Origin of the sequence: Pseudovibrio sp. Ad26, from assembly GCF_001623285.1 — a bacterium.
GTDB lineage: Bacteria > Pseudomonadota > Alphaproteobacteria > Rhizobiales > Stappiaceae > Pseudovibrio > Pseudovibrio ascidiaceicola.
The window spans coordinates 64,889-91,454 of the sequence record NZ_LMCE01000159.1 but is presented as its reverse complement, the minus strand read 5'-3'; the positions used below and the strand labels follow the sequence as shown (position 1 = coordinate 91,454).

Here is a 26,566-nt window from a genome sequence, read left to right as displayed (position 1 = left end):
GCCTTAGTGCAAGGGAAAGGCGTGTCTATGGCGAAATACCTACACCCCCTCAAGCATTTTGAGTGAGGTTAAGGAACGGTCAGCGAAGCGGAGAAAATTGTTCGGGTCGTCGTGCTCCAGAATGTAGATTTTGGTACGGCTCTTTTCCTGCAGGGCGGTTAGAATATGTGCCCATGGGACGGTGCCGAAGCCGACATCTGCCCAGCCATCTTCATCTGTGCCTTCGCCTTCCGGAGCGATGTCTTTGATATGGACTGCGGTGATGCGGGTGCCGTGCGCTTCGATCCAGTCCAGCGGGTCCAGACCTGCTTTGATGATCCATGCGGCATCGACCTCCCATTCCACGGTGGGAGCTTCAGAGATGATCAGCTCCATGGGAATGGTGCCGTCCGGGAGTGGTTTGAACTCGAAGTCGTGGTTGTGCCAGCCGAAGTGGAAGCCTTTATGCTTGAGCGTGTTGGCCATGTGCTCCAAACGGTGGGCGAAGAGGGTCCATTCCTTCTTCGTTGTTGGGCGTTGTTCTAGTGTGAGGTAGGGAGCGAAGATAGTGTGCATGCCGAGAAGGACTGCGATCTTGATGCACTGGTCGAGGTTCTCTTCCAGATCCTCGAGGTCGAAGTGGCCGGAGGGCATGTCTAGGTCGTACTGATCGAGGAGGTCTCGCACTGTCTGAGCGGCTTCCAATGTGGGGTAGAGATCCTCGAAACCTTCTACCTGTGTGTAGCCGAGGAGAGCTGTTTCCTGAAAAACCTCTTTCCAGGGTTGGAAGTTTCGTGCGCTGTAAAGCTGTAGGCAAAAGTCCATGATACAGTTCCCCTCCCAGAGCGACCAAAGCTAGCTGCCTCGGTTTTATTGCTCTACACGACAATAGAGTTGCATCTACCTGAAGGGCAAGGGGGCTTGCGAAAGAGGGCGAGGAGAGGGGGGCCTCCTCGGAAGCGGTTGTCAGAATCGATGTTTGAGCAAGGTGGTTTCATGAATTGACCACACCCGGTGGAGAACATCTGAATAGGGAATTTAGGTTCGAATTATTTCGCCGCGAAAATATTAGCTAGCTTACTAAAACAGAGTTTGCGTCAACAGCGCAGTCTTTTCAACGTGTTATTGGTTCAGGCTGACAGATGCAAGAATGACAGATCTTCAACATTTCTGCCGCACTGGGTGCGTTCTCATCCTAATGGATAACAGCTGAGAGTTTCGTTTTGTCAATTTTCGAATTGACGCTTAAGTGGTTTCGCTTATATTTCGAAATTACGCGAATATGCGCGTAATCGACTGTAAACGAAAATTGACGTGTTGGTTAGGACGTAGTTTAATTTTGATCTCTAATGGCACTTTGTAGGGACGGAGCTGCGTAAGAAAGCAGAACTTGAAGGTGTTCGAGGAGGCTCGTGAAAAATTGACAGATGCGTAGCGTTGCTAAAACGGCGCAGTTCTTTAAAAGGCTGGGACCTTTACTAAGAGATTCAGCTCGACCACCGAGTTGTTTTTTGGAATTACAGTCAGGAATATGAAGGTACCGCAGTGCAAGCAGCGCGTATCGCAGGAAGCAGTCGGGTCGCTTTCTGTTCCGGGAGGGCAACATGCTTGAATTAAGGGGCGTCAGCAAGACTGTTGACGGTATGGACCATATTCGCGACGTGTCTTTGCGTCTTGAAAGTGGTTCATTGAACGTATTGTTGGGACCAACACTGTCAGGCAAGACAACGCTTATGCGTTTGATGGCAGGGCTGGACACGCCAACTGCAGGGCAAGTGCTCGTAAATGGACAGGATGTGACCGGTGTTTCCGTGCGCAAGCGCGACGTCGCGATGGTCTATCAGCAGTTCATCAACTACCCGGCTCTCACGGTTTATGAAAACATCGCCAGCCCGCTGCGCGTTGCGGGAGTAAAAGGGGCTGATGTTGACAAGCAAGTGCGCAAAGCAGCGGACTTGATGAAGCTCACACCTTATCTGGACAGAACACCGCTGAACCTTTCTGGTGGTCAGCAGCAGCGTACTGCGATTGCGCGTGCGCTGGTCAAAGGGGCGCATCTGGTGCTGATGGATGAGCCATTGGCGAATCTGGATTACAAACTGCGCGAAGAATTGCGCGACGAGCTGCCGAAGATCTTCTCTGAAAGCGGTGCTGTGTTTGTTTATGCGACAACAGAACCGACAGAAGCTTTGTTGCTGGGCGGGCGTACAGCCACCTTGCATGAGGGGCAGGTTTCGCAGTTTGGTGATACGATCGATGTTTACCGAAATCCTCAGGACATCGTTACTGCGCAGACTTTCTCTGATCCGCCGTTGAACCTGCTGGGCCTGACGAAGAGCGGGGGTGAGTTCCGCACGTCAAATGGCACGGTTATTCCGGCCTCTGAAGAAGAAAAACGCCTTCCTGATGGACATTACAAAGCAGGTTTCCGGCCACATCACCTCTACCTGCAGCGCCCAAGTGAAGACGCTGTGTGTCTTCCTGCGGTTGTTGATGTTTCTGAGATTACCGGTTCTGAGAGCTACATTCATCTGACATGCCTGAACCACCGCTGGGTGGCGCTGGAACATGGCATTCATAACGTAGACGTGGATGCCAAGATCGACGTGTTTGTGGATGCCAAGAACTTCATGATTTTTGATGATGAGGGCCGCTCTGTTGCGTCTCTCATGCATGAACCGGCTTAAGGAGGCGAGCATGGCACGTATTGATCTCGACCACATTCGCCACTCTTATTTGCCGAACCCAACAAGCCCGAGCGACTACGCTTTGAAGGAAGTTAATCTGGCTTTTGAAGACGGAGGTGCTTATGCGCTTCTCGGGTCTTCCGGCTGTGGCAAGACAACACTTTTGAACATCATTTCCGGTTTGCTGACACCGTCCGAGGGTGAGCTGCTGTTTGATGGGAAACCGGTGACGGAGCTTTCTACCGAAGCGCGTAACATTGCGCAGGTGTTCCAGTTCCCGGTCGTTTACGACACTATGTCTGTTTACGACAATCTGGCGTTTCCGCTTCGCAACCGCGGTGTTCCGGCAGCTGAAGTTGATCAGAAGGTCAACGAGATTCTACGGATCATTGATCTGGAAAGTAAGGCAAAGCGCAAGGCGCAGGGCCTGACGGCTGATGAGAAGCAAAAGATCTCGCTGGGCCGCGGTCTGGTGCGCTCTGATACCAACGCGATCCTGTTTGACGAACCGCTTACCGTAATTGATCCGCACATGAAGTGGGTTCTGCGCTCGCAGTTGAAGCATCTGCACAAGCAGTTTGGCTTCACCATGGTTTATGTGACCCACGACCAGACCGAGGCTTTGACCTTTGCGGATAAGGTTGTGGTGATGTATGGCGGCGAAGTTGTGCAGATTGGAACGCCTGATGAGCTGTTCCGCAAACCTCAACATACCTTTGTTGGCTACTTCATCGGGTCTCCGGGCATGAACATTCTGCCGTGTGAGGTGGATGGAAACATGGCGCGTGTTGGTGGGCACAGTGTGCCGCTGCCATGCGGTCTCGATCCGAAGAAAGTCGCCCAGAAAACCGAGGTTGGTATCCGCCCTGAGTTTGTGAAACTTGGCGGTGCCGGAGAAGGTCTGCCGTTGAAAGTCAACGCTGTTGAAGACATTGGCCGCTACCGCATTCTGCGTGGTGAGATGGAAGGTGTTGCGCTGAATGCCATTGTTGGCGAAGGCATGAGCATTCCGGAAAGCCCGACGGCTCTCTTCGATCCAACACAGACGAACCTTTATGCCGACAGCTGGCTCGTAAGCGAGGGGGCTTGATCCATGGAAAAGACCGTAAACAACAAAGCCTGGTTCATGGTTTTACCGGTTCTTTTGCTGGTGTCCTTTACCGCTGTTATTCCATTGATGACTGTGGTGAACTACGCGTTTCAGGACAGCTTTGGAAACAATCAGTTTTTCTGGGTTGGGATTGAATGGTTTCAGGAACTGCTCAGCTCCGAGCGTTTTCATGACGCCTTGGTCCGTAACCTGATTTTCTCCTTCTCCATTCTTGCAATTGAGATCCCGCTGGGTATCGGCATTGCGCTTTGTATGCCTAAAAAAGGCTGGGGCGTGCCGGTTTGTCTGGTGTTGATGGCGCTGCCGCTGCTCGTGCCGTGGAACGTGGTTGGTACCATCTGGCAGGTGTTTGGCCGTGCGGACATTGGTCTGCTGGGTTACTTCCTGAACTCTCTTGGCATCAACTACAACTACACGCAGGACCCTGTTGCTGCATGGGCCACCGTGATTGTTATGGATGTGTGGCACTGGACCAGCCTTGTTGTGCTGCTGTGCTATGCGGGTCTGGTTTCCATTCCTGAGGCTTACTATCAGGCAGCGCGTATTGATGGTGCGTCCCGTTGGGCGGTGTTCCGTTACATCCAGCTGCCAAAGATGCACAGTGTGTTGCTGATTGCGGTTCTGCTGCGCTTCATGGACAGCTTCATGATTTACACCGAGCCGTTTGTTGTAACAGGTGGCGGACCGGGTAACTCGACGACCTTCCTGAGTATCGACCTTGTGAAGATGGCGATTGGTCAGTTTGACCTTGGACCAGCTGCTGCAATGTCACTCGTCTACTTCCTCATCATCCTGCTGTTCTCATGGGTGTTCTACACCGCGATGAACAACATTGGGACTGAGAAGAAACATTACGCAGGCGAGGAGTAAGCACCATGTCTACGACAACTGGAACTGCAGTCATTGATGGTGGTGTTGCTGCTGGTGGACAGGCTCCACGCAGCCGGACCCGCGCAAAGGCACAGAGAACTGGAAGCCGCTATGCTTTCCTCGTTCCAACTTTGTACATCACGTTTTTGATGTTGCCGATCTACTGGCTCTTCAACATGAGCCTGAAGACCAACCAGGAGATTCTGAGCAAGTTCACCTTGTGGCCGGATGAGCCGACGCTCGCCAATTACATGGTGATTTTCACTGACCCAAGCTGGTACAACGGTTATATCAACTCCATCACCTATGTGGCGCTCAATACGGTTATCTCTGTGGCGGTTGCGTTGCCAGCGGCCTATGCGTTCTCTCGCTATAAGTTTCTGGGTGACAAGCATCTGTTCTTCTGGCTGCTGACCAATCGTATGGCTCCGCCAGCGGTGTTTGCGCTGCCTTTCTTCCAGCTCTATTCCGCCTTCGGTCTGATCGACACACACCTTGCGGTGGCTCTGGCGCACTGTCTGTTCAACGTGCCGCTGGCTGTGTGGATTTTGGAAGGCTTTATGTCTGGGGTTCCGAAAGAGATTGACGAGACTGCTTATATCGATGGCTATTCCTTCCCGAAATTCTTCGGCAAGATCTTCATGCCTTTGATTGCAAGCGGTATCGGTGTGGCAGCGTTCTTCTGCTTCATGTTCTCTTGGGTGGAATTGCTGATTGCCCGTACGCTGACCACAACTGCGGCTAAACCGATTGCGGCGACGATGACCCGTACGGTTTCAGCTTCCGGCATGGATTGGGGTGTACTTGCAGCGGCAGGAATTCTGACAATTATTCCGGGTGCGCTGGTGATCTACTTCGTACGTAACTACATCGCTAAGGGCTTTGCCCTGGGCCGCGTTTAAACAGGAGGCGATTATGGATTTTTCTTGGATGGCCTGGACGTCGCCGACTGCGATTTTCTTCATCACCATTGGCCTGCTGATCTCCAGCATGGCGGTTTGGGAATGGTTCGTGCCGGGGGGAAGCCCGCGGCACGGGATTTTGAGATTTGAGACGACACGCGGCGACCGCTTGTTTGTTTCGCTGCTGGGCAGTGCGTTTATCTGCCTGTTTTGGCTTGGGTTTGTTAGCGCAAACCTTTGGTGGGCTCTGTTGGTCTGTGTGGCATACGCGTTTTGCGTGTTCCGCTGGGTTTAGGATTGAGCTTTTTTCTCCGCACTGATGTTTAGGGGAACTTTCAGTGCAATAAAATATAGTCGGGAGGAATATATATGAGACGTCAGCTTTTAGCGTCCGTTGGCTTTGCAGCCATGATTTGCGCATCCAGCTCTGCTTTTGCAGACATGGAAGCCGCGAAGAAGTGGGTGAGCGACGAATTCCAGCCTTCTACTCTTTCTCAGGAAGAGCAGATGAAGGAAATGGACTGGTTCATCAAAGCAGCTGAGCCTTTCAAAGGTATGGAAATCAAAGTGGTTTCTGAAACCATTGCGACCCACGAATACGAAGCGAAGGTTCTTGCAAAAGCATTTACCGAAATCACCGGCATTAAAGTTACTCACGACCTGATCGGTGAAGGTGATGTTGTTGAGAAGCTTCAAACCCAGATGCAGTCTGGCGAGAACATCTATGATGCTTACGTCAACGATTCCGACCTGATCGGTACGCACGCTCGCTACAAGCAGGTTCGTAACCTGACTGACTGGATGGCTGGCACTGGTAAAGCGGTCACGTTGCCAACTTTGGATGTTGAAGACTTCATCGGTCGCTCATTCACAACTGGCCCTGATGGCAAGTTGTATCAGCTTCCAACACAGCAGTTCGCGAACCTTTACTGGTTCCGCTATGACTGGTTCACAAACCCAGACATCAAAGCTCAGTTTAAAGCGAAATACGGCTATGAGCTGGGTGTTCCGGTTAACTGGTCTGCCTATGAGGACATCGCTGAATTCTTCACCAACGACGTGAAAGAAATCAACGGCGAAAAAGTCTATGGCCACATGGACTACGGTAAGAAAGATCCATCCCTGGGTTGGCGCTTTACCGATGCATGGCTCTCCATGGCGGGTGCTGGCGACAAGGGTATTCCAAACGGTCTGCCAGTTGACGAGTGGGGCATTCGCGTAAACGGTTGTTCCCCAGCTGGGTCTTCCGTTGAGCGCGGTGGTGCAACCGATGGTCCTGCAGCGGTTTACTCCATCACCAAATACATCGAGTGGCTGAAGAAGTACGCTCCGGCTGAAGCTCCTGGCATGGTGTTCTCTGAAGCTGGTCCGGTTCCGGCACAGGGTTCTGTTGCTCAGCAGATCTTCTGGTACACCGCGTTCACCGCAGACATGGTGAAAGAGGGTATTCCAGTTGTGAACGCAGACGGCACTCCTAAGTGGCGTATGGCTCCTTCTCCGAAGGGTGCTTACTGGGAAGAAGGCATGAAACTGGGTTATCAGGATGCTGGTTCCTGGACTCTGATGAAGTCTACCCCGGAAGATCGTGCAAAAGCTGCATGGCTCTACGCTCAGTTCACCGTTGCGAAGACAACTTCTTTGAAGAAGTCTCACGTTGGTCTGACCTTCGTGCGTGACAGTGACGTTCGTGACGCGTCCTTCACAGAGCGTGCACCTAATCTGGGTGGTCTGGTAGAATTTTACCGTTCCCCAGCTCGTGTACAGTGGACCCCAACCGGTACCAACGTTCCTGATTATCCAAAGCTGGCTCAGCTGTGGTGGCAGAACATTGGTGATGCATCCTCAGGCGCGAAAACTCCTCAGGAAGCTATGACTGCTCTTGCGGCTGCTCAGGACAAAGTTCTGAAGCGTCTTGAGCGTGCTGGTGTTCAGGGCGAGTGTGGTCCTAAGCTCAACGAAGTTAAGGATCGCGATTTCTGGCTGAACCAGCCAGGCGCACCGAAAGCCAAACTGGCTAACGAAAAACCAACTCCGATCACCGTTGACTACGACGAGCTGATCAAGAGCTGGGCAGACGCTTCCAAGTAAGCGTCGTTTTCGGGCGTATCCTTGTCCGAAAACCGGTATCCACTTTTCGGGGATACACTTCCAAGACTAAACGAGAAAGCCGGGGCATCTGCTCCGGCTTTTTTGTTTTGGGGAATGAACTCTGAGATACAGCTCCGACCAAGGTGGTTGTTTCGTGCACTGGTTGCAGCGTGGTAGGTAGGTCTCGCGATGTCTTGGTCAGATTGAAGGGGGCTGCTGTTGTGAAGTGTCTAAGGATTTATGCAACGCTGGATGGAGAATCGCATTTTGGTGAGGTTGAGATACCGACGCAGAAAGTGTCGGTGCACCCCGATGCTGTGCCGTTTGATGTGACTGCCAGCTATCCGGCCTCACGTGTTCGTTTCTCCCACATTCCAGCAGGGATGCGACAGGTGGAGTGGCATACGGTTCCTGATCGGGTTTTGACCGTGAGACTTGATGGTTCAGTTGAGTATGAAACCAGTGACGGGGAAGTTCGAACCGTCGGGGCTGGGGAGTTTGTGCTTATTGAGGATACGCATGGCAAAGGCCACCTTTCGCGCCATTCTCCAGATGCCCAAACTGTGCTCTGGATCTCCTTGCCTAATGGATTGGATGAACCGCTGTAGGCGAGTTTCTCTTCTCCAATTCCGCATATTGGAATTGTATTTTACAACTAGAATTCCTGCCGTGCCCTGTTAAACTACGTGGAATTGCGAGTAATTGTGCAGCGCGGGAGTGCGCTTTGCCTTAGGGAGTTTCGAGTGTCTTCTTCATTTAAATCATCTGGTCAGGTTTCCTATGAGTTGCGTGGTGATGTTGCGGTTATGACCGTGAGCAATGCGCCGGTGAATGCGTTGTCTCTGGCGATCCGGCAGGATTTGGTTGCGCGTATCAAGCAGTTTGAAGAAGACGATGCGGCGAAGGCTGCGGTAATTGTTGGCGCTGGCAAGGTGTTCATTGCGGGGGCGGACATTCGCGAGTTCAAGCGTCCTGCCACTGAGCCGCATCTGCCTGATGTGATTGATGGCATTGAAGCCTGCTCGAAGCCTGTGATTGCTGCCATTCATGGTGTTGCACTGGGCGGCGGGCTTGAGGTTGCGCTGGGCTGTCATTTCCGCGTTGGAGTAAAGGACGCCAAGGTTGGTTTGCCAGAAGTGCATCTGGGCATCATTCCGGGTGCAGGCGGCACGCAGCGTCTGCCACGTTTAGCTGGCTATGAGACAGCGCTAGAGATGATCCCGAGCGGTGCGCAGGTTGGAGCGGATGCTGTCAAAGCTGCGGGTATTCTGGATGAGGTGAGCGAGGAAGCTGATGCGGTTGCTGCTGGCCTCGCGTTTGCACGGTCTGTGATTGATAATGGAACGCCTTTGCGTCGTTGCTCTGAGTTGGTTGCTGCGGCTGTTGAGCCGAAAGTGTTTGCGGATGCCAAGGCTGCGGTTGCCAAGCGGGCACGTGGTCAGAAGTCACCGGTGGTGTGTGTTGAAGCCATTGAGGTTGCCAGCCAGACCAGTTTTGCAGATGGCATGGCGAAAGAGCGTGAGATGTTTATGGAGCTGAAGAACTCGGCTCAGCACCGTGCTTTGTCGCATGCCTTCTTTGCTGATCGCGCTCTCGGAAAGCTTCCTGAGATCGATGGCATCGCTCCACGCGAGTTGAAGTCTATCGGCGTGATCGGCGGTGGCACTATGGGCGCTGGCATAGCGACCGGTGCTCTGATGAACGGGCTTTCTGTTACCTTGATTGAGCGGGATGATGAGGCTCTCAGTCGTGCGAAAGCGACGATTGCCAAGAATACTGGCGGTGCTGTTAAGAAGGGCAAGCTTTCAGTTGAGCAGGAACAACGGATCTTTGCGGAAGACCTGTCTTTGAGCACGGACTATGCCTCTCTCTCTGAGGTGGATCTGGTTGTTGAGGCGGTGTTTGAAGACATCGACGTGAAGAAGCAGGTTTTTGAGAAGCTGGATGCTGTTTGTAAGGACGGCGCTGTTCTGGCGACGAACACCTCTTATCTGGATGTGAATGCCATTGCTGCTGTGACCAAGCGCCCGCAAGATGTGATTGGCCTCCACTTCTTCTCTCCAGCGCACATTATGAAACTGCTGGAAGTGGTTGTTGCAGACAAGACGGCTCCGGATGTGATCGCGACAGGTTTCCAACTTGGCAAAATCATGCGCAAGGTCGCTGTTCGGGCTGGTGTTTGTGATGGCTTCATCGGCAACCGCATTCTTGCGACTTATCGCGCAGCTGCAGATGCTGTGGTGGTGGATGGGTCAACGCCGTTTGAGGTGGACGAAGTGATGCTGGAATTCGGCTTCCCGATGGGGCCGTATGCCGTCGCTGATTTGGCGGGCCTCGATATCGGTTGGGCGACCCGCAAGCGGAAGGCGCCAACCCGCGATCCACGTGAACGCTATTTCACATTTGCAGACAGCATGTGTGAGCAAGGCTGGTTTGGACAAAAAACCAGCAAGGGCTACTACGTTTATGAGGAAGGCGCGCGGAAAGGCACGCCAAACCCGGTTGTTCTCGAAATTTTGACCGAAGAACGCAAAGAAAAACATATCAACGCACAAAACCTTTCAAAAGAGCAGATCCTTGATCGGTACATGGCAGCCATGGTGAATGAGGCTGCAAAGGTGGTTGAGGAAGGCATTGCTTTACGCCCGCTGGACGTGGATATGACGCTGATCTACGGCTATGGTTTTCCGCGTTGGCGTGGTGGCCCGATGCAGTATGCGGATGAGATCGGGCTTGAGAAAATCCTCAATAATATCAAGGCGTATGCGCAGGAGGATGCCTACTTCTGGCAGCCTGCTAAGTTGCTTGAGGAGATGGTTGCCACTGGCAAAACATTTGCTGAGCTGAATGCTGAGCGGGGGAATAACCCAGCAGCTAAAAAGCACGAGAACGCTTGATTCTCTTCAGTTGCATCGCCATCTTCTAGTGGTGTACCCTTGGGGTAGCTCCAAAACAGCGCACATAGCAACGGCGCTGTTTTGGACGTTTATTTGTGTATCTTGAACCGAAAGCCGACGCTCGTTTTTGGAAGATATGCCCGTTGGAGATGGTGATGCTGAAGCTTCTGGAATATGTGACCGAACGAGCAATTGCGCTTTTGTTTGCTCTGGGTGTGTTGGCATTTGTCCTCCTCGTCTTTGGATTTGTGTCCGGGTTGATGTTGGCGATAATTGCCGTGGTTATCCCCCTTGTCCTTATCAAGATCCTGTTTGCGAAGAAGAAACCTAAGATCACCTACCACTATGAGCGTAAAGACTAAGAGATCGGGAAGTTTTTGACCTCGTTCTCCCCCCAGGTTTCCATTGCCTGAAGGACCGGCTGCAGGGATCTGCCCTTTTCTGAAAGGGAGTATTCCACATGCGGCGGAACAACCTCCATCACTTTACGATCGACAATTCCGTCCTCTTCAAGAGAGCGGAGTTGTGCCGTCAGCAGTCGTTGAGAGACTCCGGGCAGTCTGCGTTTTAACTCATTGAAACGACAAGGTGCAGGCAAAAGCTCGTATATTATCAATGGCTTCCACTTTCCATTCAAAACGGTAAGCGTACGGCGCACAGGGCATGTCTCATAACCGATGAATGCTCCGCTAGGTGTGTCTTTGCTGTCATCGCTCATGGTATGCAGTACCCTTTTGTATACTAGCTGCTAAAATAGTGCGTACTAGACGTTATGCTTCTTTGCTTTCATATGGGGTTTGCCTAATGAAAACAAGGGAAACACACCAATGAACAAACTGAAGCTCGCTGTAGCAACTGCAGCTCTAGCCCTCTCTACTGCTGTTGCTGGTGCCACTGAAGCCACCGACCTCCTGAGCAAATTTTATGAGGTTGCGGACAGCCGTCCCTTTGATGCGGACAAATTGGCAGCCTTTTATGCTGATGACATGGTGGACTATAATGGCCGCGAGGGACAAAACGCCAAGCAGTTTGCAGTGGGGACCTATACAGCCCTGGCAGCAGGCGCACCGGACTCCCGCCATGAGCTTGGTATGGTTGAGCCAATCGGTGATGATAAAGTTCTGATCTACTGGCGTTACAAAGGCACCAACACTGATGGGCTGTTTGGTGCTGAAGCTAATGGCAATGCCTTTGATATTGCCGGTTTTGAGGTTTATCGCGTTGAGAACGGCAAGATCCACGAGTTCTGGCATGTTGAAGAACTTAGCTCGTTGAGTGCTCAACTTGCTACGAAGAACTAAGCGACAAGGCCCGGGAATTTCCCCGGGCTTTCTTTTTAGGAGGCGTCTACGTGGCTGGGAAAAGTCTGTTTGCTGGCTTGATCTTGCACTGAATACCCGTTTTGCTAGGTGCAGCTTTAAGGGCAGGAAGAGATCATTTGCCTTATTAGATTGTTGATTTAGCTTTTGAATTTGCATTGAGGAATACGTTTGTGAAGCAGCAAGAAGGAACAATAATTCTGCCCGGTGACCGCGCCCTTGCATGGAGTGAATGGGGCGATGCTGAGGGGCTACCCGTGATTGTGTGTCAGGGTGCAGGAATGGCCTCTGCTATTCCGTTTGGAGAGCAAACCGCAAAGGATCTGGGTCTGCGTGTTCTCTCAGTTGATCGTCCAGGGTTGGGGAAGTCCGGTGCAGATCCTGAGAAAAACTTTGAAAGCTGGGCAGAGGATATCAAAGAACTACTTGATTTTGTGAAGGCCGATCAGGCGTTTGCGATTGGCTTTTCGCAGGGGGCGCCCTTTGCATTGGCACTGGCAGCTTCTGGTCTTGTTGATGGGGTTGCGATTGTGTCCGGTCAGGATGAGCTGGCTTTCCCCGATATGTTTGCCAAGCTTCCTGATGAGTTGAAGGGTATGGTTTCTTTGGCTTGCGATGATCCGGATCGTCTTGAGGCTGACATTACAGGCATGGCGACAGCAGACTGGCTGTGGCAGATGATTGAGGGGATGAGCGGGGAAGAAGACCGCGCGTTTTATGCCTCAGCATCGTTTGCACCTCTTTATTGTGATGCGCTTGCCTCGGGCTTTGCTCAGGGGGCAGCCGGCTATGCCCGTGATACGCGGCTTGCGATGGGGCGCTGGTCGTTCAACGTTGAGAACATCAAGCAGGACGTGCAGTTATGGTATGGCCTCAAGGATACGAGCCCGGTGCATTCGCCTGATTTTGGCAGCACCCTTGCCACGCGCCTGAGCTGTTCTGAGCTGCATCAGATTGCAGAGGAGGGGAGTGCGATCCTCTGGACACAAGCTGATGCTATCTTGAGCAGGCTGGCAAAATGTAAAGGTTAAGCAATAAGCCCGGCCAAGAGTTTTGCTGGACTTTATGCGCTTAGGCTGATGGCTTCTGTAAAGCTGTAGGTTCAGACCGGAATAAATATCTGCCGCACATCAGAGCTTCTGGCCACTGGTGCATCGTCTGTGTGGAGTGTCTGGTATCGATGGGCATCTTCTGAGTAGGCTTTTCCCGCGCCGTGATAACCGGCAACTTCCGGGCTTTCAAAGCCAGCACTCTTGAGTTCATTCGCTAAGGATTGCGCAAAAGGGAAAACTTTGGTCCCGTCGAGTTCTGGATCGTCTGGTGCATCTATGAAGCCAGGTTCGGAGGAAAGTTTCAGTTCTTCCGGATCAAATGATCCTGGCGCGGTTGCATCTGCGCTGTAACAGCTTTCGACGCGTATATCGGTGAATGATTTATCCAGACCGCCTTTTGAGAATTGCTCAACCAACCCTTTTGAGGAGACGGTTTCATAGCCTTCCTCACTGGCGCTTCGTTTGCTGGAGATTTCGTTAGAGCCGTTAGCGCCGTGGCCGAGTACGTAGATTTTGTTCTCACCGTTTTTCAGCGTGCCCAGAATGCCGGTTTTCTCATTGCTGATAATGTTTGCCTGCTGCAGAACCTCTGCTTCAAAGGAGTAGTTTTGTGCCAGCTTCAGCATGTCTGTGTAGGCATCTGATGATACAAAATCCAGAAGTTCAAATCCCTCAAGGTTCAGCTCCGAGATGACTGCATTTGCCTTTTCGCGAATGTCACTGGCCTGAGCCTGGTTCTTTTCTACCAGCTGCTGCTTGAGCGTTTCCAGTTTGGTTTTAGCTGCATCATTTGCCACGATAATATGGCGTGGTTCCTTACCAGCGGTACTGCGGGCTTGATTGGTGCCAGCGGCGAAAAGTAAGACATCCTCAGATGCGAAGGGGGCGTAGTAGAAGCCTGTTTTGTGTTCCGGTTCTGCCTTTAAGGCGGAATCATTCAAACTTGAGGATTGCGTGTTTTTAGCATTAACTTGCGCGAGGCTTGTGTTACTTTCAATTTGAACAGTTGATTGTATTGTATTTACATTAGATATTGGCATGAGGCCACCGTGTTTATTGAGAATCAATAGTAACTGGTGGTTGTATTGTTGCGATTTAGTTTAGTTGATGGCTGTATTGTTTGATACAGCATGCATAGATTGTTTATAGGTAGTAATATCAACTTCTGTTGGGCTGTTTCGTCAGATCTTTGGCTTCGCGCAGTTGCCTTGCAGACAGCACAAAGCCCGACAGATTGCTCTACCGGGCTTTGTTATCTCCTGAATTCCAGTAGGTTAGTTCAACTGAGTAGCATCACCCATGGAGAAGAATAGAGTTTCGCCGTTGGCATCATCCACGCCGTCATTGTCGGTTGAGATGAGGATGCGACCATCTTTGGTGATTGCCAGACCTTCAACCTTGTCCGGTGTCCAGCCGTTGGTTGCGGACATGGCTGGGAGAAGATCGAGAGCTACCTTCTTGGTCAGTACTGGCAGCTCAGCGCCATGGGGGGCAGGGGTGATGCCTTCCAGAGAGATCACAGTAACCTGCTTGATGGCTGCTTCCTTGCCGCCTTTGTTGTCGCGCTCTAGAACCGCGAATTTGCCGTGGCCGAGAGATGTGATTTCGGAAAGGCCGACCCAACCACCGGCTGAGCTGCGCGGTGCATCCAGCGGGTAGTGCACAAAGCCCCAGCTCTCATCAGCAGGGTTGTAGATGCCGATCTTGGTCATGCCCTTTGGATCGTCGTTCCACTCACGCTGTACAGCAACTGCAACGAGGTTTTTGCCGTTCATCTCGAACTCGGTCACACCTTCCAGAGAGAAGCGTTTTGCTTGAGCGATGAGGCTCTCTGGTAGTTTGATCTCTTTTTCGATGACACCATGCGCAGAGGTCTGAAGCAAGAAGTGCTCCATTTCCTTCTTCGCGTTGCCTTCTGATGCCAACCAGAAGCCGCCGTCTTTGCGCAGGGCAATGCCTTCGAGGTCGTACTTCTTGGCGGTGCCGCCGGTCAGATCCATGTGGCCTGTGATTTCAACGGGCTGTTTGGAAACATCCAGCGTGAAGATGCGGGCGTTGTCGTAGAAGCTGTCTGAGACGGCATAGAGTTTGTTGGCGTCGGTTTTGTCTGCGACCATGCCGGAGATCGCGCCCCAGCCGATTGGTGCGTTGGTTTCCGGGTCGATGTTGGAAACCAGCTGCGGGTACTCAGCAGAGGTCGCGCCAAACTCATAAAGACCGACATGGGCGCGGACTTTGTCCTTTACGTTGTCCTTCTCGTTGGCAACAACGAAGAGATTGCGGGATGGGATCGCGAGCAGGCCTTCCGGGCCGATGTGCGTTGGCAGGAACTGGACGAACTCAGGTTCGGTGCCGGTGTCGCGGTACACTGCTACGAAGTTTCCGCGTTCGGAGTTTACGAAGATCAGGGTCTCGCCGCCGAACTTACCAACGGTTACGCCCTCTGGCTCAGTGCCCTTCTTGTGCGCACGCTTGGCCGGGTAATGCCCGTGCGACATGCCCAGATGTTCCATCTGGTTGCCACTGTCAAACTCGATGGTGCCGTCTTTGTTCCAGATGGTGAACCCACGAGACCCGCCTTTGTAATCCCCCTCATTTGCCGTCACAAAGCGATTATCATCAATCCAGGCCACAGCATCCGGTTCACGGGGAATATCTACCTTTGATCCAGAAGCATCAGAGATGCGGGCTTTCTTGACGGGCACGTTTTGTGCTGTCGCGGTACCAGCGGAAAAGTGGTTGGTGATCTTGCCGGAAGCGAGGTCAACGATTGCGAGGTAGTTGTTTTCCTGAAGTGTAACAACGGCTTGGTTGTTGCCGTTGATGGAAACAAACTCTGGTTCCGGATCATCTCCGCCTTCAGTTGCAAGGCCTGTCATTTCCACGATACGCACGGCATCGCAGTTTTTCGGCATGCCGTTTTGGTCCAGATCGAAGATTGTGAGGAAACCTGCGGGCATTTGCGGCAAAGCGCCATCGTTCAGGTCTTCGTCACGCTCATTTTCAATGGCGATTGCGAGAAACTTGCCGTCTTTGGACACAGCAACGGAGTCTGGCTGGCCTTTGACATCGCACTTCGCAACAATCTGTTTTGTTGCTGTGTCGATGACAGCGACATAGCCAGACGGTTCGGTGTAGCTCTTAGAGGTATTGACGCCTGCGAACGTGTAATTGCCTGAAATTGCAACAGAAGTCGGCTCGCCACCTAGCGCTGTGCGGCCTGCTGGCTTTGGCTGTGCAGGATTGGTTGCATCAAGAAAGACGATTGCTTCCTGTGGTCCATCGGTGAACGCAAGGGTCTTGCCGTCTTCAGATGCAGCAATGATTTCAGCCACGGTTTCGGATTTGCGGTCTACGCCTTCCGCCAGAGTTTCATAAACTGGCATGGTCGCGATGCGTTTAAAGAACTTTGCTTCAGATGCATTTGCAGCAGAAAGGCCAGCTGCCCACATAGCAACGGAAATGCCGCCCAAGAGTGAAGTGCGAAGAACGCGCATGAAAAATCCCCTGTCAGAATAGTTTTGCGGTTAAGTGCTTTCTGGTTAGGGGCACCGCATGGCAGGCCTATGAATGTTTGTTGAAGCTTTGATGACTAGATGCGAAAGCCCTTAAGGCGTTGTTGGTTCTATGCCGTCGATGGCGTCTATGAAGGGTTGTTTGGGTTTTTGTGTGAAGCTTTTGTCGTGCATTTGGGCGGATTTTATGCGGTCTAAACGGAAGGTGCGGACGGCATCGCGAAGGTGGTCCCAGGCCATGATGTACCAAACAGGGTAGCTCAGGAAGAGGTAGTGCGGCTCGATGGTTCGGTGGGATAGCTTGCCGTTCTGATCGCTGTACGCGATGTCGATGTACTTGCTCATCAAGAAGGCTTCGTTGACCGGACTTATTGCTTCGCTGTCAAATTCCTCAAAAGATCCAAAGACATAAAGGGAGGCTGTTTCGCCAATCCAGATGCGGGACTTCAATGTATCGACGCGAGAGCGCAGCTCTGGAGAGAAGGAGGCTATCAACTTACGGCGGATCGGCTTCAGGCTGGCGAGCAGGAGAGGGGAGCGCATGTTTTCTGCGATGGCGAGGCTGATAAGGAGGTCTATCGCCTCTTTGTATTCCAACTTGAGCCGACCGATACCCCAGCGGGATTGAAGCCGGATGCCGCCTCCGCGACCTTTATCCGCCTCAATGGGCAAACCACGCTCGCGGAGCAGTTCCAGATCCCGGAACAGAGTTCTCTGAGAGATCCCGAGTTCATTTGCCAGATCATGCGTTGTCGGGCACTCATCAGATTTGAGCAGCGCTTCAATCTGCTCAAGCCTATCAAGGCGTTTTAGGGCTGTTGCTCTGGTTGCTCGGCTTCTTTCATTGCTCATAAAAGAAATATGACGTTAAATGACATATATGTCCATACAAGCAGGTCATCCGAATTTTTAAGGAAAATAATGATGACCAACCAAGTGATTGAGTTTGCGCCTTTTCATCTTGCTGAGGGCAAGAGTGAAAGTGATCTTGTTGCTGCTTCTGAGCGGTTTCAGACTGAGTTTTTGAATGAGCACAAAGGATTTGTGCGCCGTTCTTTGGTGAAGCATGAGGATGGTGCCTATGCTGATATTGTTGTTTGGGCAGACAGCAGTGCCAGTGAGAAAGCTTTTGCTGCTGCTGGCCAACATGAAGCCGGGCAGGCGTATTTTTCTTTGATTGATATGAGCCGTGAGCATCAGCCGCGCAAAGCTGGTGCAATGGAATTCTTTATTGTGGTGGGTACTTATGGCTGAGCCTTTTAAAGAGGTCTTCAATCAAGCATCAATTGAACGGATGGCCTCTGCTTTGGCAGAGGTTCATCCCTCATTTATTGCTTCTCGTTTCACAGTTGAAGCCATGGATGGATTGAGTGAGTTGGAGCTGAAAGAGCGCTCGCTCCATCTGGCGCGTTGCTTGCGTCGTTATCTTCCTGAGGATTATAGCGAAGCGCTGCGGGTTATGATGGCGACGCTCTCCGCTCCATTGGCTATGGAGGATGAGCCAGTCTGGGAGAATGATGGAAGCGGGCTTTCCGGCTTCGTCACAATGCCATTCTCCGATTATGTGTTGCTTTATGGCCTAGAGAAATTTGAGCTCTCTATGGCTGCTATGAAAGAGATGACGCGTCGCTTTTCAGCTGAGTTTGCTATTCGTCCGTTTATTGAACGCTATGAAGAGGAGGTGATGACGCTTCTTGCAGAGTGGGCTGAGGATGAATGTGCGCATGTGCGGCGGCTTGTTTCTGAAGGAACACGACCAAGGTTGCCATGGGGACAGCGATTAAAGGGCTTTATCGAGACCCCTGATAAGTGCCTGCCATTGTTAGAGAAGCTTAAAGATGATGAGACTGAGTATGTGCGCCGGTCTGTTGCCAATCATCTGAACGACATTTCCAAGGATCACCCTGATTTAACTGCTGAGGTTTGCGGGCGCTGGCTCGAGCAATCAACCGAGCGCAGATTGCGGCTGGTAAGGCATGCGTTGCGAAGCAATGTGAAGGCGGCTCATCTGCCGAGCCTCGCTGTGCTGGGGTATGATGCAGAGCATACGCGTGTGGTGCGCAGTGCCTTGGATACTGATCAGGTGGTCTATGGATCAGGGCTGACCTTTTCTGCGGAGATAAGCAATGCCTCTGAGAAGGCAGTTCCGTTTATGCTCGACTTTGTCATCTACCATCGCAAAGCGAATGGGGCACTGGCCCCAAAGGTGTTCAAATGGCGGAGAGGCGAGTTGAGCGCTGGGCAGACGCTTCGTGCTTCAGGCAAACATAGCATTCGGCCAAACACAACACGTCGGTATTATGAGGGAGAACATCGGCTGGCAGTGTTGCTGAACGGAGTTGAGACGCCGATTGGCTCCTTTGAATTGGTTGGTGTTGAAGAGGTGGTTGCTTAACTGCCGAATGAGCAGGCCTTGACACAGTGTGATAATAGATTATCTAAAATGACAATTTATTATTTGTGTGTTGAGGGCATCATGCGTTTAGAAGGACATCTTGGACTTTCTACCCTTGTGAAGACATTTCCCTATCGGATTTGTCTTACATGGGCGGGTGTTCTTGCAGAGAATTTCTTGATGGCACTGATCCCGTTGCTCATCGGGTTTGCCATTGATGGCCTGCTTCAAGGGGCATTCGACCATGTCATTGTAATGGGTGGTGTTCTTGTTGGGCTGACGGTGATCGCGGTAGCGCGCCGGATTTACGATACCCGCGCCTATGGCACAATCCGACTCCACTTGGGGGCGGAGCTGGATCAGAGGCACCAGACTAAGCCGGTTTCGAAACGAGCGGCGCGGTTGAATATGAGCAGAGAGCTGGTGGACTATCTGGAGGAGGAAGTACCTGAAGTGCTTTCAGCTGTTATCCAGATTATTGTCGCTCTCGTGGTGCTTGCAGGGTTCCATTTGTGGCTGTCAACGTCGGCGTTTACTGTCGTCGTTCTGATGCTGCTTACTTACTCGGCATTTAACAGTCGGTTTTATTTGCTCAATTCCGCCCTGAATGCAGAGACAGAGAACCAGGTGCATGTGCTTGAGAGAGGGAGTCGGCGTGGTGTCTGGAGACATCTGCGTGCGCTAAGAATGCATGAAGTTCGTCTTTCTGACACGGAAGCCATCGTTTATGGTGTGATTTTCCTGTTTCAGATTGCGTTTATTGTGTCCAATTTGATCCTGGCGGCTGGATTGCCTGACATGAGTACAGGCATGATATTTTCCATCGTGGCTTACTCATGGGAGTTCGTGGAGGCGGCCATTATGCTGCCCATGACGATGCAAAGCCTGACACGCCTGAATGAGATCACTGCGCGTATAAATAATGTAGAAGAAGAGTAAGTAGGGTGGGAAGAGCTGGCGTTGTGACCAGCTCTTAAAGTCGCGCGATCAGATCAGCGATGGTTTGACAGGCGCGGCCGTGCTCCATTGGCGATTTTACGCAGGCCTTTGAAGTCCAGAACGGCAATCTTGTGCTTGCCAATGAGCTTGACTGCGCCTTCCTTCTCCAAACTCTTCAGAACACGGCTTACGGTCTCAGCACGCAGGCCGAGATAGTCAGCAATGGATTGTCGGGAGATTGGCAGAGTGAACTCTTCCACAAAGCGTGGAATGCTCATGCGGTTGCGGAGCTCAAAGATAAAGGAAGCCATGCGCTCTGTTGGGGTTTTCTTGCCCAGATCAGAGGAATGGTCGAACTGCTGGTGCATGATATCAGTCGCGCGGCGCCAGTAGATGCGGCGCAGGTTGGAGTCCAGCAACAGCAATTCTTCGAAGACATTGCGTGGAACCAGCTTCACTGAAGTTGGCGCAAGAGCGACGACTTCACCAGATGCGTGACGGTCTGCACGGTTCATGTCCAGATACTCACCTGGGAAGCGAAGTGTGAGTAGGGAGCGGCGTCCATCACTTAAGTGGCTCTCAACAGCGATCACGCCATTGAGAACTGCGAATACAACAGGTTCCGGAAAGTCTTCTGGCGCCAGTTGATCACCTTCGTTCAGCTCGATGGTTCTGGCGGCACGTAATTCTGCTTTTTCGAAATGATGATGCATCGGACGACAAAGGCATTCCTCGCCCTTAAAACCGCAGGATTCCTGAACACATTCAAACGAAAGATGGTCAAGTGATGACGCTATCTTTGGAGGGGTTGTCCCCGACATGCGTTAAGCTCCCCGCTTATTACGTGATTTGGCGTAAAGTCCCCTGTAGTCAAGGACATTGATATAAATCAATATTCCAAGGATTACTTTTATTCAACATTTTGTTACCGGATGAGCGTGAAAAAATATCATTCTTTAGAACTCCTAAATCTGACTTCTGATTGCAATCAATGAAAGTACTTCACCTCCATGCAGAAATAATGCGTATTCGGGGATCGATGCTGCCTGACAACGAATCTTGTTAGTATCATCCCAGCCAAACTGGGGGTAACAATGCGCCTTCTCGTCAGTATGTCGATTGCTTTGATGACAAGCACTGCGGCATTCGCAACAGATTTAGGGCCTGTTGCAAAGATAGAGCAGAAACCTGCTCTTGTAGAACTGGGAAAACGCTTATTTTATGATAGCCGTTTGTCTGGTGACACCAACCTTAGCTGTTCAACATGTCATGATCCAGCTAAGGGGTTCACAGACGGCGAAAAGCTTTCTACTGCATATACAGGTACAGAAGGTTTCCGTAATACGCCAACACTGGCGAATGTCGGACACCGGGCAGCCTGGATGCATGATGGCCGTTTAGGTACAAACCTGAACGATGTCTCTCGTGGTATGATCACAGAGACTTACATCATGAACATGGATATGCGCATCATGCAGGAGCGCATGAAGCAAGATCCTGTTTACGTTGAAATGTTTAAAGCTGCGGGTAAGGGTGAACCATCTAACGGTGGTGCTCGTGGTGCTTTAGAAGCATTCCTTAAATCCATTACATCTCAAGGTTCCGCGTTTGACCGTGGTGAGCTGACCGTTTCTGAAAGGCGCGGTTATGAACTCTTCATGGGCAAAGCAGGATGTTCTTCCTGTCACTCCGGTAACCGCTTCACAGATGATCAGCCACACAATATCGGTGTTCCTAACAACCCTGATATCTGGTCCGATCCTCTGCGTCACATCACCTACGTGACCTACGCGAAGTTCATGGGCGTTAACAACTACATGAACCTGCGTGAAGACCAGGGTGCATTCATCCGGGATCATAAAGAAGAGAACAAGCGTTCCTTCCTGACCCCAACTCTTCGTGAGCTGACATACACTGCGCCTTACATGCACAACGGCATGCTGGCGACACTTGAAGACGTTGTAGAATTCTACAACCAGGGTGGCGGTGATGATGTCAACAAAGACTCACGTCTGAAGCCTCTCAATCTGAAGAACAGCGAAAAGGCCAATCTGGTCGCGTTCCTGAAGACCTTGTCTGGCGACAGCTTCGATACTCCTGAATATGTTTGGACAGCCGACGATTACTCTTACGAGTTGATCGAAGACTGGAAAAACAAGAAGAACTAGGGGGCTGCTAAAATGACAACATTCAAAAAAACCATTAGTGTGATTGCACTTGCTGGTGTTTCCATTGTTGCAGTTGCAGCTGGTGTTCAAGCGGCTGAAAAACGCCCGGCAGAACTGGCTCCTTTGGGTGAGCCTCCTTCTCCACCAGATAACCCAATGACACCTGAAAAGGTTGAGCTGGGCAAGCTCCTGTTCTTCGATCCACGTCTGTCCGGTAACGGTGCGATGCCATGTTCGGCATGTCACTTGCCAGAGCTTGGTTGGGACTTCCCAGACAAGATCTCTCTGGGCTATCCGGGTACAGTTCACTGGCGTAACTCACCAACAATCGTGAACACTGCGTATTACGGTAATCTGTTCTGGACTGGTGTTTCCAAATCTTTGGAAGCAGAAGCTCGTACAGCTGCTCGTGGTGGTGTTGCCGGTAACGGTGAAGACGACATGATGGAAGCGCGCCTTGCGTTTATTCCTGAGTATCGTGAGCGCTTCAACGATGTGTTCGGTACCGAATACCCTCTGATGCGTGACGCTTATATGGCGATTGCTGCATTTGAGCGGTCAATCGTTCAGCGTGATACTCCGTTTGATCTGTACATGCTCGGCGATGATGATGCTCTGAGTGATCAGCAGAAGCGCGGTATGGAACTGTTCACCGGTAAGGCTGGGTGTTCTACCTGTCATGATGGTGCTCTGATCTCCAACCAGAAGTACTACAACCTCGGCGTTCCAGCTTATGACGGTTGGGAAGACGATGAACTTGCGCAAATCACCTTCCGCTTTGAGCTTTATGCAAAAGGCTCCACGGAAGAGAAATACCGCAAGTGGAAGGACGATCCGGGCCTTTATTTCGTGACCAAGCAGAATGCTGACCTCGGCAAGTTCCGTGTGCCTTCTCTGCGTTACACCAAGTACACCGCTCCTTACATGCACAACGGCATGTTGGAAACTCTGGAAGACGTAGTTGAGTTCTACAACCAGGGTGGTGGCACTAACGACTGGGCCGCAACGAAAACCGACCTGATCAAACCTCTCGGTCTGACTGACAAAGAGAAAGCTGATCTGGTGGCCTTCGTTGAAAGCTTCACTGGCGAGCGTCTTCTCATGGAAACACCTGATCTTCCTGAGTATGAACCGCTTCCGGCTGTAACGAATTAAGAGGAGATGGAGATGACACATCAACCTAAGTCCGTCTCTCCTGAGATGATTGAGGTCGTGAACGGCCCTGAGGAAATTGCAAAAACTGGCAAGCGTTGTGTGATGACACGCCGTCAGTTCCTGCTGACTTCCGGTATTTCTACCTTCACCGTTATGGTGGCTCTCAAGTCTGGTCCTTCCTCTGCGAAGGTGCCTGCGATGGTCTCCACTTATGAGCGCAAGTTCATTTGTAAGCTTTCTGAGCTGAAAGAAGACGAACCGCTCGACTTTAACTATCCGGACGAAGGCGCTTATTGCGAGTCCATGATTGTTAAGTTGGGCAAGGAAGCTGGTGGCGGTATTGGCTCTGACAAGGACATTGTAGCGTTCAACTATACCTGTACTCACCAGGGTGGTCCGCTGCAGGGTACCTATCAGAAAGGTGATAAGGCTCTGGGTCCATGCCCACTGCACCTGACCACCTTTGACCTAACCCGTCACGGTATCTTCATCTCCGGCCAGGCTTACCAGAGTCTGCCTCAGGTTCTTCTCGAGCTGGACGGCGACGATGTTTACGCTGTTGGTATGTTCGGGCTGATCTATGGCCGCTACGACAATCTCAAAGGGTGAGGAGTAAAACATGTCAACTCCCTACTACATTCCTGGAACAAACATTCCGCTGCCTCCGGTAGATGCTGATGTTCTTTCCACTGCTTGTGATTATTGCATCGTAGCGTGTGGTTATAAGATCTATCGCTGGCCTGTTAAGGCTGGAAAAGTAGGTGGTGAAAACGCCGCTGAAAATGCCTTTGGCGTCGACTTCCCGGTTGATCCGCTGGGCCCATGGGTTGCTCCAAACCAGTACAACGTTGTGCTGCACAAGGGCGAACCTCACCATGTGATCATCATTCCGGATAAAGATACCAAGCATGTAAACATCAATGGTAACTCTTCTATCCGTGGTGGTGCGCTGGCGAAGAAGGTTTACAACCCTCAGACCCCAACTCGTGATCGTCTGAAGTCACCTATGATCCGCATGTTCGGTACGTTGATGCCGGTCACCTGGGATCTGGCTCTGGAAATTGCTGCGGAAGTTGGTAAGCACGTTATCAAGAAGCACGGCGAGAACGCTTTCTGCGTGAAAACATTCTCCTACGGCTACATGGAAAACACCTACGCGATTTCCAAGTATGCTCTGCGCTCTGTTAGCACTGCGAACTTCACATTCCACGACACTCCATCTGATGTGACGTCCACTCCGGGCTTCCGTGATGCTGGTTTCGACAACTTTGGTCCTTCTTATCAGGACTGGAAAGATGCCGAGACTCTGATGATCTGCGGTACCGATCCATACGAGTCCAAGACCATTTTGTTCACTGACTGGATTATGCCAGCCATCCAGAACGGTCAAAAGACAATCTTCATGATCCCGCGCCGTACTGCTGGTGTGGCTTATGCGGAGAAGAATGGTGGTCTGTGGCTCGACATCCAGCCAGGTACTGACCTTCTCGTTGTGAACGCGATTGCTCGTGTGATCATCGAAAACGGTTGGCAAGACGCTGAATGGATCCGTGATTGGGTCAACAACAAGTGGGAGAGCTCCTCAGGCTTCGGTCAGGGTACTCGTAACACTCCATGGCAGTGGCGTACGACCTGGGGCAAATTCCAGACCAAAGGCTACGACGACTTCGTTAAATGGCTGATGGCTCAGGATGAGTTTGAACCGACAGCTGCTGCTGAAACTGCTCAGATCGATGTAGAGAAAATCTACAAGGCTGCTGAGTGGATGGCTAAGCCTCGTGATGATGGCTCCCGTCCTAAGACGTCTATCATGATCGAAAAGGGCTTCTACTGGTCCAACAACACCGGTAACACCAATGCGATTTCGTCTCTTGGTATTATCACGGGTTGTGGCGGTCGTCCGGGTCAGGTCATTGGCCGTGCTGGTGGTCACCAGCGTGGTGGTTTGAAGGGTGGGTCTTACCCACGCAACAAGTCTCCTGAGAAGCTGCCAGGCCGTCGTCGTCGCGCAATGGATACCGACCGGTATCTGATGAGTGGTCACACCCGCTTTGCTCACGTGATTGGCAACACCTGGATTCAGTCCATGTGTGGTTCCCAGTCTCTTGCTGCAAAGTTTGAAGAGCTGACTGTTCAGAACCCAAATCAGGTGCGTTCTTACGACAAGCAGACCATAATCGACACTCTGAAAAAGCGTGTAGATAGCGGTGGTATGGTTGTGGTGAACCAGGACATCTACCTCGTAGATCCAATTGGTGCACGTTTCGCAGATATCGTGTTCCCAGCTGCTGGTTGGGGCGAAGATACATTCACCCGTGCAAACGGTGAGCGTCGTCTGCGTCTGTATCCAAAATTCTACGATGCACCGGGTGAAGCGAAACCTGACTGGTGGATTGTTGCGAACCTCGCGAAGAAGATGGGCTTCAAAGGGTACGATTGGAAAGACTCCAACGAAGTACTTGAAGAAGCAGCACGCTTCTCCCGTGGCAGCCGTAAAGACTTCTTTATGCTGAAGGTTGCTGCTCAGAAGGAAGGCAAGACTCTTCACGAGAAGTTTGCTGAGTTCGGTACTGATGGTATTCAGGGCCCAGTTGTTATGCTTGAAGACGGAACCCTGCAGGGTACCCAGCGCTTGCATGACACAACCCGTGAACTGTCAGCGACTGGTCCAACCGGTTCCAACCGCTACAACAAGAAGCTCACTCACTTCAACTCTCAGACTGGTAAGTGTAACATCCAGAAGAGCCCATGGAGCCTGTTCTCCGATTACTGGGCATGGATGAAGCCGAAGGATGATGAGCTTTGGGTGACTTCCGGTCGTATCAACGAGCGTTGGCAGTCTGGTTATGATGACCGTCGTCGTCCTTACATCGTGCAGCGCTGGCCTGAAAACTGGGTTGAAATCCACCCAGATGATGCGAAAGAGCGCGGTATCGAGAACGGTGACTACGTGATGCTCTTCTCTGACCGTATTCCGGTTCAGACAGACACCACAGTGGGCATTGAAGGCGATGACTTCACCTTTACAAAACTGATGGATGAAGGCCATATCGAGCTGACTGAAGGCGCTATTACTGCGGTAGCAATTGTTACCCCAGCGCTGAAGAAGGGCATGCTTTACATGGACTTCCTGCACACCGCACAGCCAGCGAACGCTCTGTCTGGCCGCGTGGTGGACTGGATCAGCGGTAACTACAACTACAAGATGGGTGTTGGTCGCATCAAAAAGATCGGCACAAGCCCATACAAGGATAGTTTCCGGTCTATGTCTTTCGCACGTCGCGATATTGCATAGGAAATCAGGAGCTGGCGGGGCTATCCCGCCAGTTCTTTTTCCGCTTGTGCCAAGGGGCTCGCGCACTTGAGCCGTTTTGCAGAAGTGGGCCTTAAGTCAGTTTGTTTTCAACCTGCTTTAAGTTTTTGTTTTGCGTATTCTTGCCCGAACACCGGAGTCCACTACTCGGGAATACGCTTGAGGAGAAAAGCCAA

24 protein-coding genes are annotated in these 26,566 nt (G+C 51.6%); 18 read left to right on the top strand and 6 right to left on the bottom strand.

Features of this window, described 5'->3' with window-relative positions:
* Positions 1–39: 39 nt before the first annotated feature.
* Positions 40–804 carry a sugar phosphate isomerase/epimerase gene (locus PsAD26_RS28595; RefSeq protein WP_063313113.1) on the bottom strand — a complete coding sequence of 255 codons (765 nt, stop codon included), beginning with the start codon at positions 802–804 and terminating at the stop codon, positions 40–42.
* Between the two features lie 779 nt (positions 805–1,583).
* Between PsAD26_RS28595 and PsAD26_RS28590 the strand changes: the two genes are divergently transcribed.
* The 9 genes from PsAD26_RS28590 to PsAD26_RS28550 all read left to right on the top strand — a co-directional run bounded on the left by PsAD26_RS28590 (position 1,584) and on the right by PsAD26_RS28550 (position 10,896).
* Positions 1,584–2,666: an ABC transporter ATP-binding protein gene (locus PsAD26_RS28590; RefSeq protein WP_063298744.1), complete on the top strand. Its 1,083-nt coding sequence runs from the start codon at positions 1,584–1,586 to the stop codon at positions 2,664–2,666.
* A gap of 10 nt (positions 2,667–2,676) precedes the next feature.
* Positions 2,677–3,756 carry an ABC transporter ATP-binding protein gene (locus tag PsAD26_RS28585; RefSeq protein WP_063313125.1) on the top strand — a complete coding sequence of 360 codons (1,080 nt, stop codon included), beginning with the start codon at positions 2,677–2,679 and terminating at the stop codon, positions 3,754–3,756.
* 3 nt (positions 3,757–3,759) lie between these two features.
* Positions 3,760–4,647 carry a sugar ABC transporter permease gene (locus tag PsAD26_RS28580; protein ID WP_063313112.1) on the top strand — a complete coding sequence of 296 codons (888 nt, stop codon included), beginning with the start codon at positions 3,760–3,762 and terminating at the stop codon, positions 4,645–4,647.
* A 149-nt stretch (positions 4,648–4,796) separates the two neighbouring features.
* The gene (locus PsAD26_RS28575; protein WP_244271793.1) at positions 4,797–5,549 is read left to right on the top strand and encodes a carbohydrate ABC transporter permease; all 753 of its coding nucleotides are present in this window, start codon (positions 4,797–4,799) and stop codon (positions 5,547–5,549) included.
* Between the two features lie 13 nt (positions 5,550–5,562).
* Complete coding sequence (locus PsAD26_RS28570) at positions 5,563–5,844, top strand: DUF2160 family membrane protein (RefSeq protein ID WP_063291455.1); 282 nt, start codon at positions 5,563–5,565, stop codon at positions 5,842–5,844.
* A 74-nt stretch (positions 5,845–5,918) separates the two neighbouring features.
* Positions 5,919–7,637 carry an ABC transporter substrate-binding protein gene (locus PsAD26_RS28565; protein ID WP_063308347.1) on the top strand — a complete coding sequence of 573 codons (1,719 nt, stop codon included), beginning with the start codon at positions 5,919–5,921 and terminating at the stop codon, positions 7,635–7,637.
* A 221-nt stretch (positions 7,638–7,858) separates the two neighbouring features.
* Positions 7,859–8,245 (top strand): hypothetical protein, encoded by a 387-nt coding sequence (locus tag PsAD26_RS28560; RefSeq protein ID WP_063313111.1) that lies wholly within the window; start codon positions 7,859–7,861, stop codon positions 8,243–8,245.
* Positions 8,246–8,380: 135 nt separating this feature from the next.
* A complete protein-coding gene (locus tag PsAD26_RS28555; protein ID WP_063313110.1) occupies positions 8,381–10,534 on the top strand; it encodes a 3-hydroxyacyl-CoA dehydrogenase NAD-binding domain-containing protein in 2,154 nt (717 codons plus the stop codon).
* 155 nt (positions 10,535–10,689) lie between these two features.
* Complete coding sequence (locus PsAD26_RS28550) at positions 10,690–10,896, top strand: hypothetical protein (protein WP_139226397.1); 207 nt, start codon at positions 10,690–10,692, stop codon at positions 10,894–10,896.
* On the opposite strand, the gene PsAD26_RS28545 is transcribed toward PsAD26_RS28550, so the two are convergent.
* On the bottom strand, positions 10,893–11,252 hold the full coding sequence (locus PsAD26_RS28545) for a helix-turn-helix domain-containing protein (RefSeq protein WP_063313108.1): 360 nt from the start codon (positions 11,250–11,252) through the stop codon (positions 10,893–10,895). The two genes, PsAD26_RS28550 and PsAD26_RS28545, sit on opposite strands and share 4 nt — an antisense overlap.
* Before the next feature lie 109 nt (positions 11,253–11,361).
* Here PsAD26_RS28545 and PsAD26_RS28540 point away from each other — a divergent pair, with 109 nt between their 5' ends.
* On the top strand, positions 11,362–11,835 hold the full coding sequence (locus tag PsAD26_RS28540) for an ester cyclase (protein WP_063313107.1): 474 nt from the start codon (positions 11,362–11,364) through the stop codon (positions 11,833–11,835).
* Between the two features lie 191 nt (positions 11,836–12,026).
* On the top strand, positions 12,027–12,884 hold the full coding sequence (locus PsAD26_RS28535; protein ID WP_063313106.1) for an alpha/beta hydrolase: 858 nt from the start codon (positions 12,027–12,029) through the stop codon (positions 12,882–12,884).
* Between the two features lie 71 nt (positions 12,885–12,955).
* On the opposite strand, the gene PsAD26_RS28530 is transcribed toward PsAD26_RS28535, so the two are convergent.
* The 3 genes from PsAD26_RS28530 to PsAD26_RS28520 all read right to left on the bottom strand — a co-directional run bounded on the left by PsAD26_RS28530 (position 12,956) and on the right by PsAD26_RS28520 (position 17,272).
* Positions 12,956–13,846, bottom strand: coding sequence for a hypothetical protein (locus tag PsAD26_RS28530; RefSeq protein WP_063313105.1), 891 nt, complete (start codon positions 13,844–13,846; stop codon positions 12,956–12,958).
* Positions 13,847–14,179: 333 nt separating this feature from the next.
* Positions 14,180–16,402, bottom strand: a complete 2,223-nt coding sequence (locus PsAD26_RS28525) for an esterase-like activity of phytase family protein (RefSeq protein ID WP_063313104.1) — start codon at positions 16,400–16,402, stop codon at positions 14,180–14,182.
* Positions 16,403–16,513: 111 nt separating this feature from the next.
* A complete protein-coding gene (locus PsAD26_RS28520; RefSeq protein WP_063299698.1) occupies positions 16,514–17,272 on the bottom strand; it encodes a WYL domain-containing protein in 759 nt (252 codons plus the stop codon).
* 69 nt (positions 17,273–17,341) lie between these two features.
* Here PsAD26_RS28520 and PsAD26_RS28515 point away from each other — a divergent pair, with 69 nt between their 5' ends.
* From PsAD26_RS28515 to PsAD26_RS28505, 3 genes are read left to right on the top strand one after another with little or no spacing between them, the layout of a single operon-like run.
* Positions 17,342–17,674 carry a hypothetical protein gene (locus PsAD26_RS28515; protein WP_153041604.1) on the top strand — a complete coding sequence of 111 codons (333 nt, stop codon included), beginning with the start codon at positions 17,342–17,344 and terminating at the stop codon, positions 17,672–17,674.
* Complete coding sequence (locus PsAD26_RS28510; RefSeq protein WP_063313102.1) at positions 17,667–18,815, top strand: DNA alkylation repair protein; 1,149 nt, start codon at positions 17,667–17,669, stop codon at positions 18,813–18,815. Before PsAD26_RS28515 ends, PsAD26_RS28510 begins: the two co-directional genes overlap by 8 nt.
* Before the next feature lie 48 nt (positions 18,816–18,863).
* Complete coding sequence (locus PsAD26_RS28505; RefSeq protein WP_082826909.1) at positions 18,864–19,754, top strand: ABC transporter six-transmembrane domain-containing protein; 891 nt, start codon at positions 18,864–18,866, stop codon at positions 19,752–19,754.
* Between the two features lie 53 nt (positions 19,755–19,807).
* Here PsAD26_RS28505 and PsAD26_RS28500 read toward each other — a convergent pair whose 3' ends face one another.
* Positions 19,808–20,575 carry a helix-turn-helix domain-containing protein gene (locus tag PsAD26_RS28500; RefSeq protein WP_208985920.1) on the bottom strand — a complete coding sequence of 256 codons (768 nt, stop codon included), beginning with the start codon at positions 20,573–20,575 and terminating at the stop codon, positions 19,808–19,810.
* A gap of 273 nt (positions 20,576–20,848) precedes the next feature.
* On the opposite strand from PsAD26_RS28500, the gene PsAD26_RS28495 reads away from it, so the two are divergent.
* From PsAD26_RS28495 to PsAD26_RS28480, 4 genes are read left to right on the top strand one after another with little or no spacing between them, the layout of a single operon-like run.
* Complete coding sequence (locus tag PsAD26_RS28495; protein WP_063313101.1) at positions 20,849–21,922, top strand: cytochrome c peroxidase; 1,074 nt, start codon at positions 20,849–20,851, stop codon at positions 21,920–21,922.
* Between the two features lie 12 nt (positions 21,923–21,934).
* A complete protein-coding gene (locus PsAD26_RS28490) occupies positions 21,935–23,077 on the top strand; it encodes a cytochrome c peroxidase (protein WP_063313100.1) in 1,143 nt (380 codons plus the stop codon).
* A gap of 12 nt (positions 23,078–23,089) precedes the next feature.
* Positions 23,090–23,686, top strand: a complete 597-nt coding sequence (locus PsAD26_RS28485; protein ID WP_193757822.1) for an arsenate reductase (azurin) small subunit — start codon at positions 23,090–23,092, stop codon at positions 23,684–23,686.
* 10 nt (positions 23,687–23,696) lie between these two features.
* Positions 23,697–26,372 (top strand): arsenate reductase (azurin) large subunit, encoded by a 2,676-nt coding sequence (locus tag PsAD26_RS28480; RefSeq protein WP_063313099.1) that lies wholly within the window; start codon positions 23,697–23,699, stop codon positions 26,370–26,372.
* The last annotated feature ends 194 nt before the right edge of the window (positions 26,373–26,566 follow it).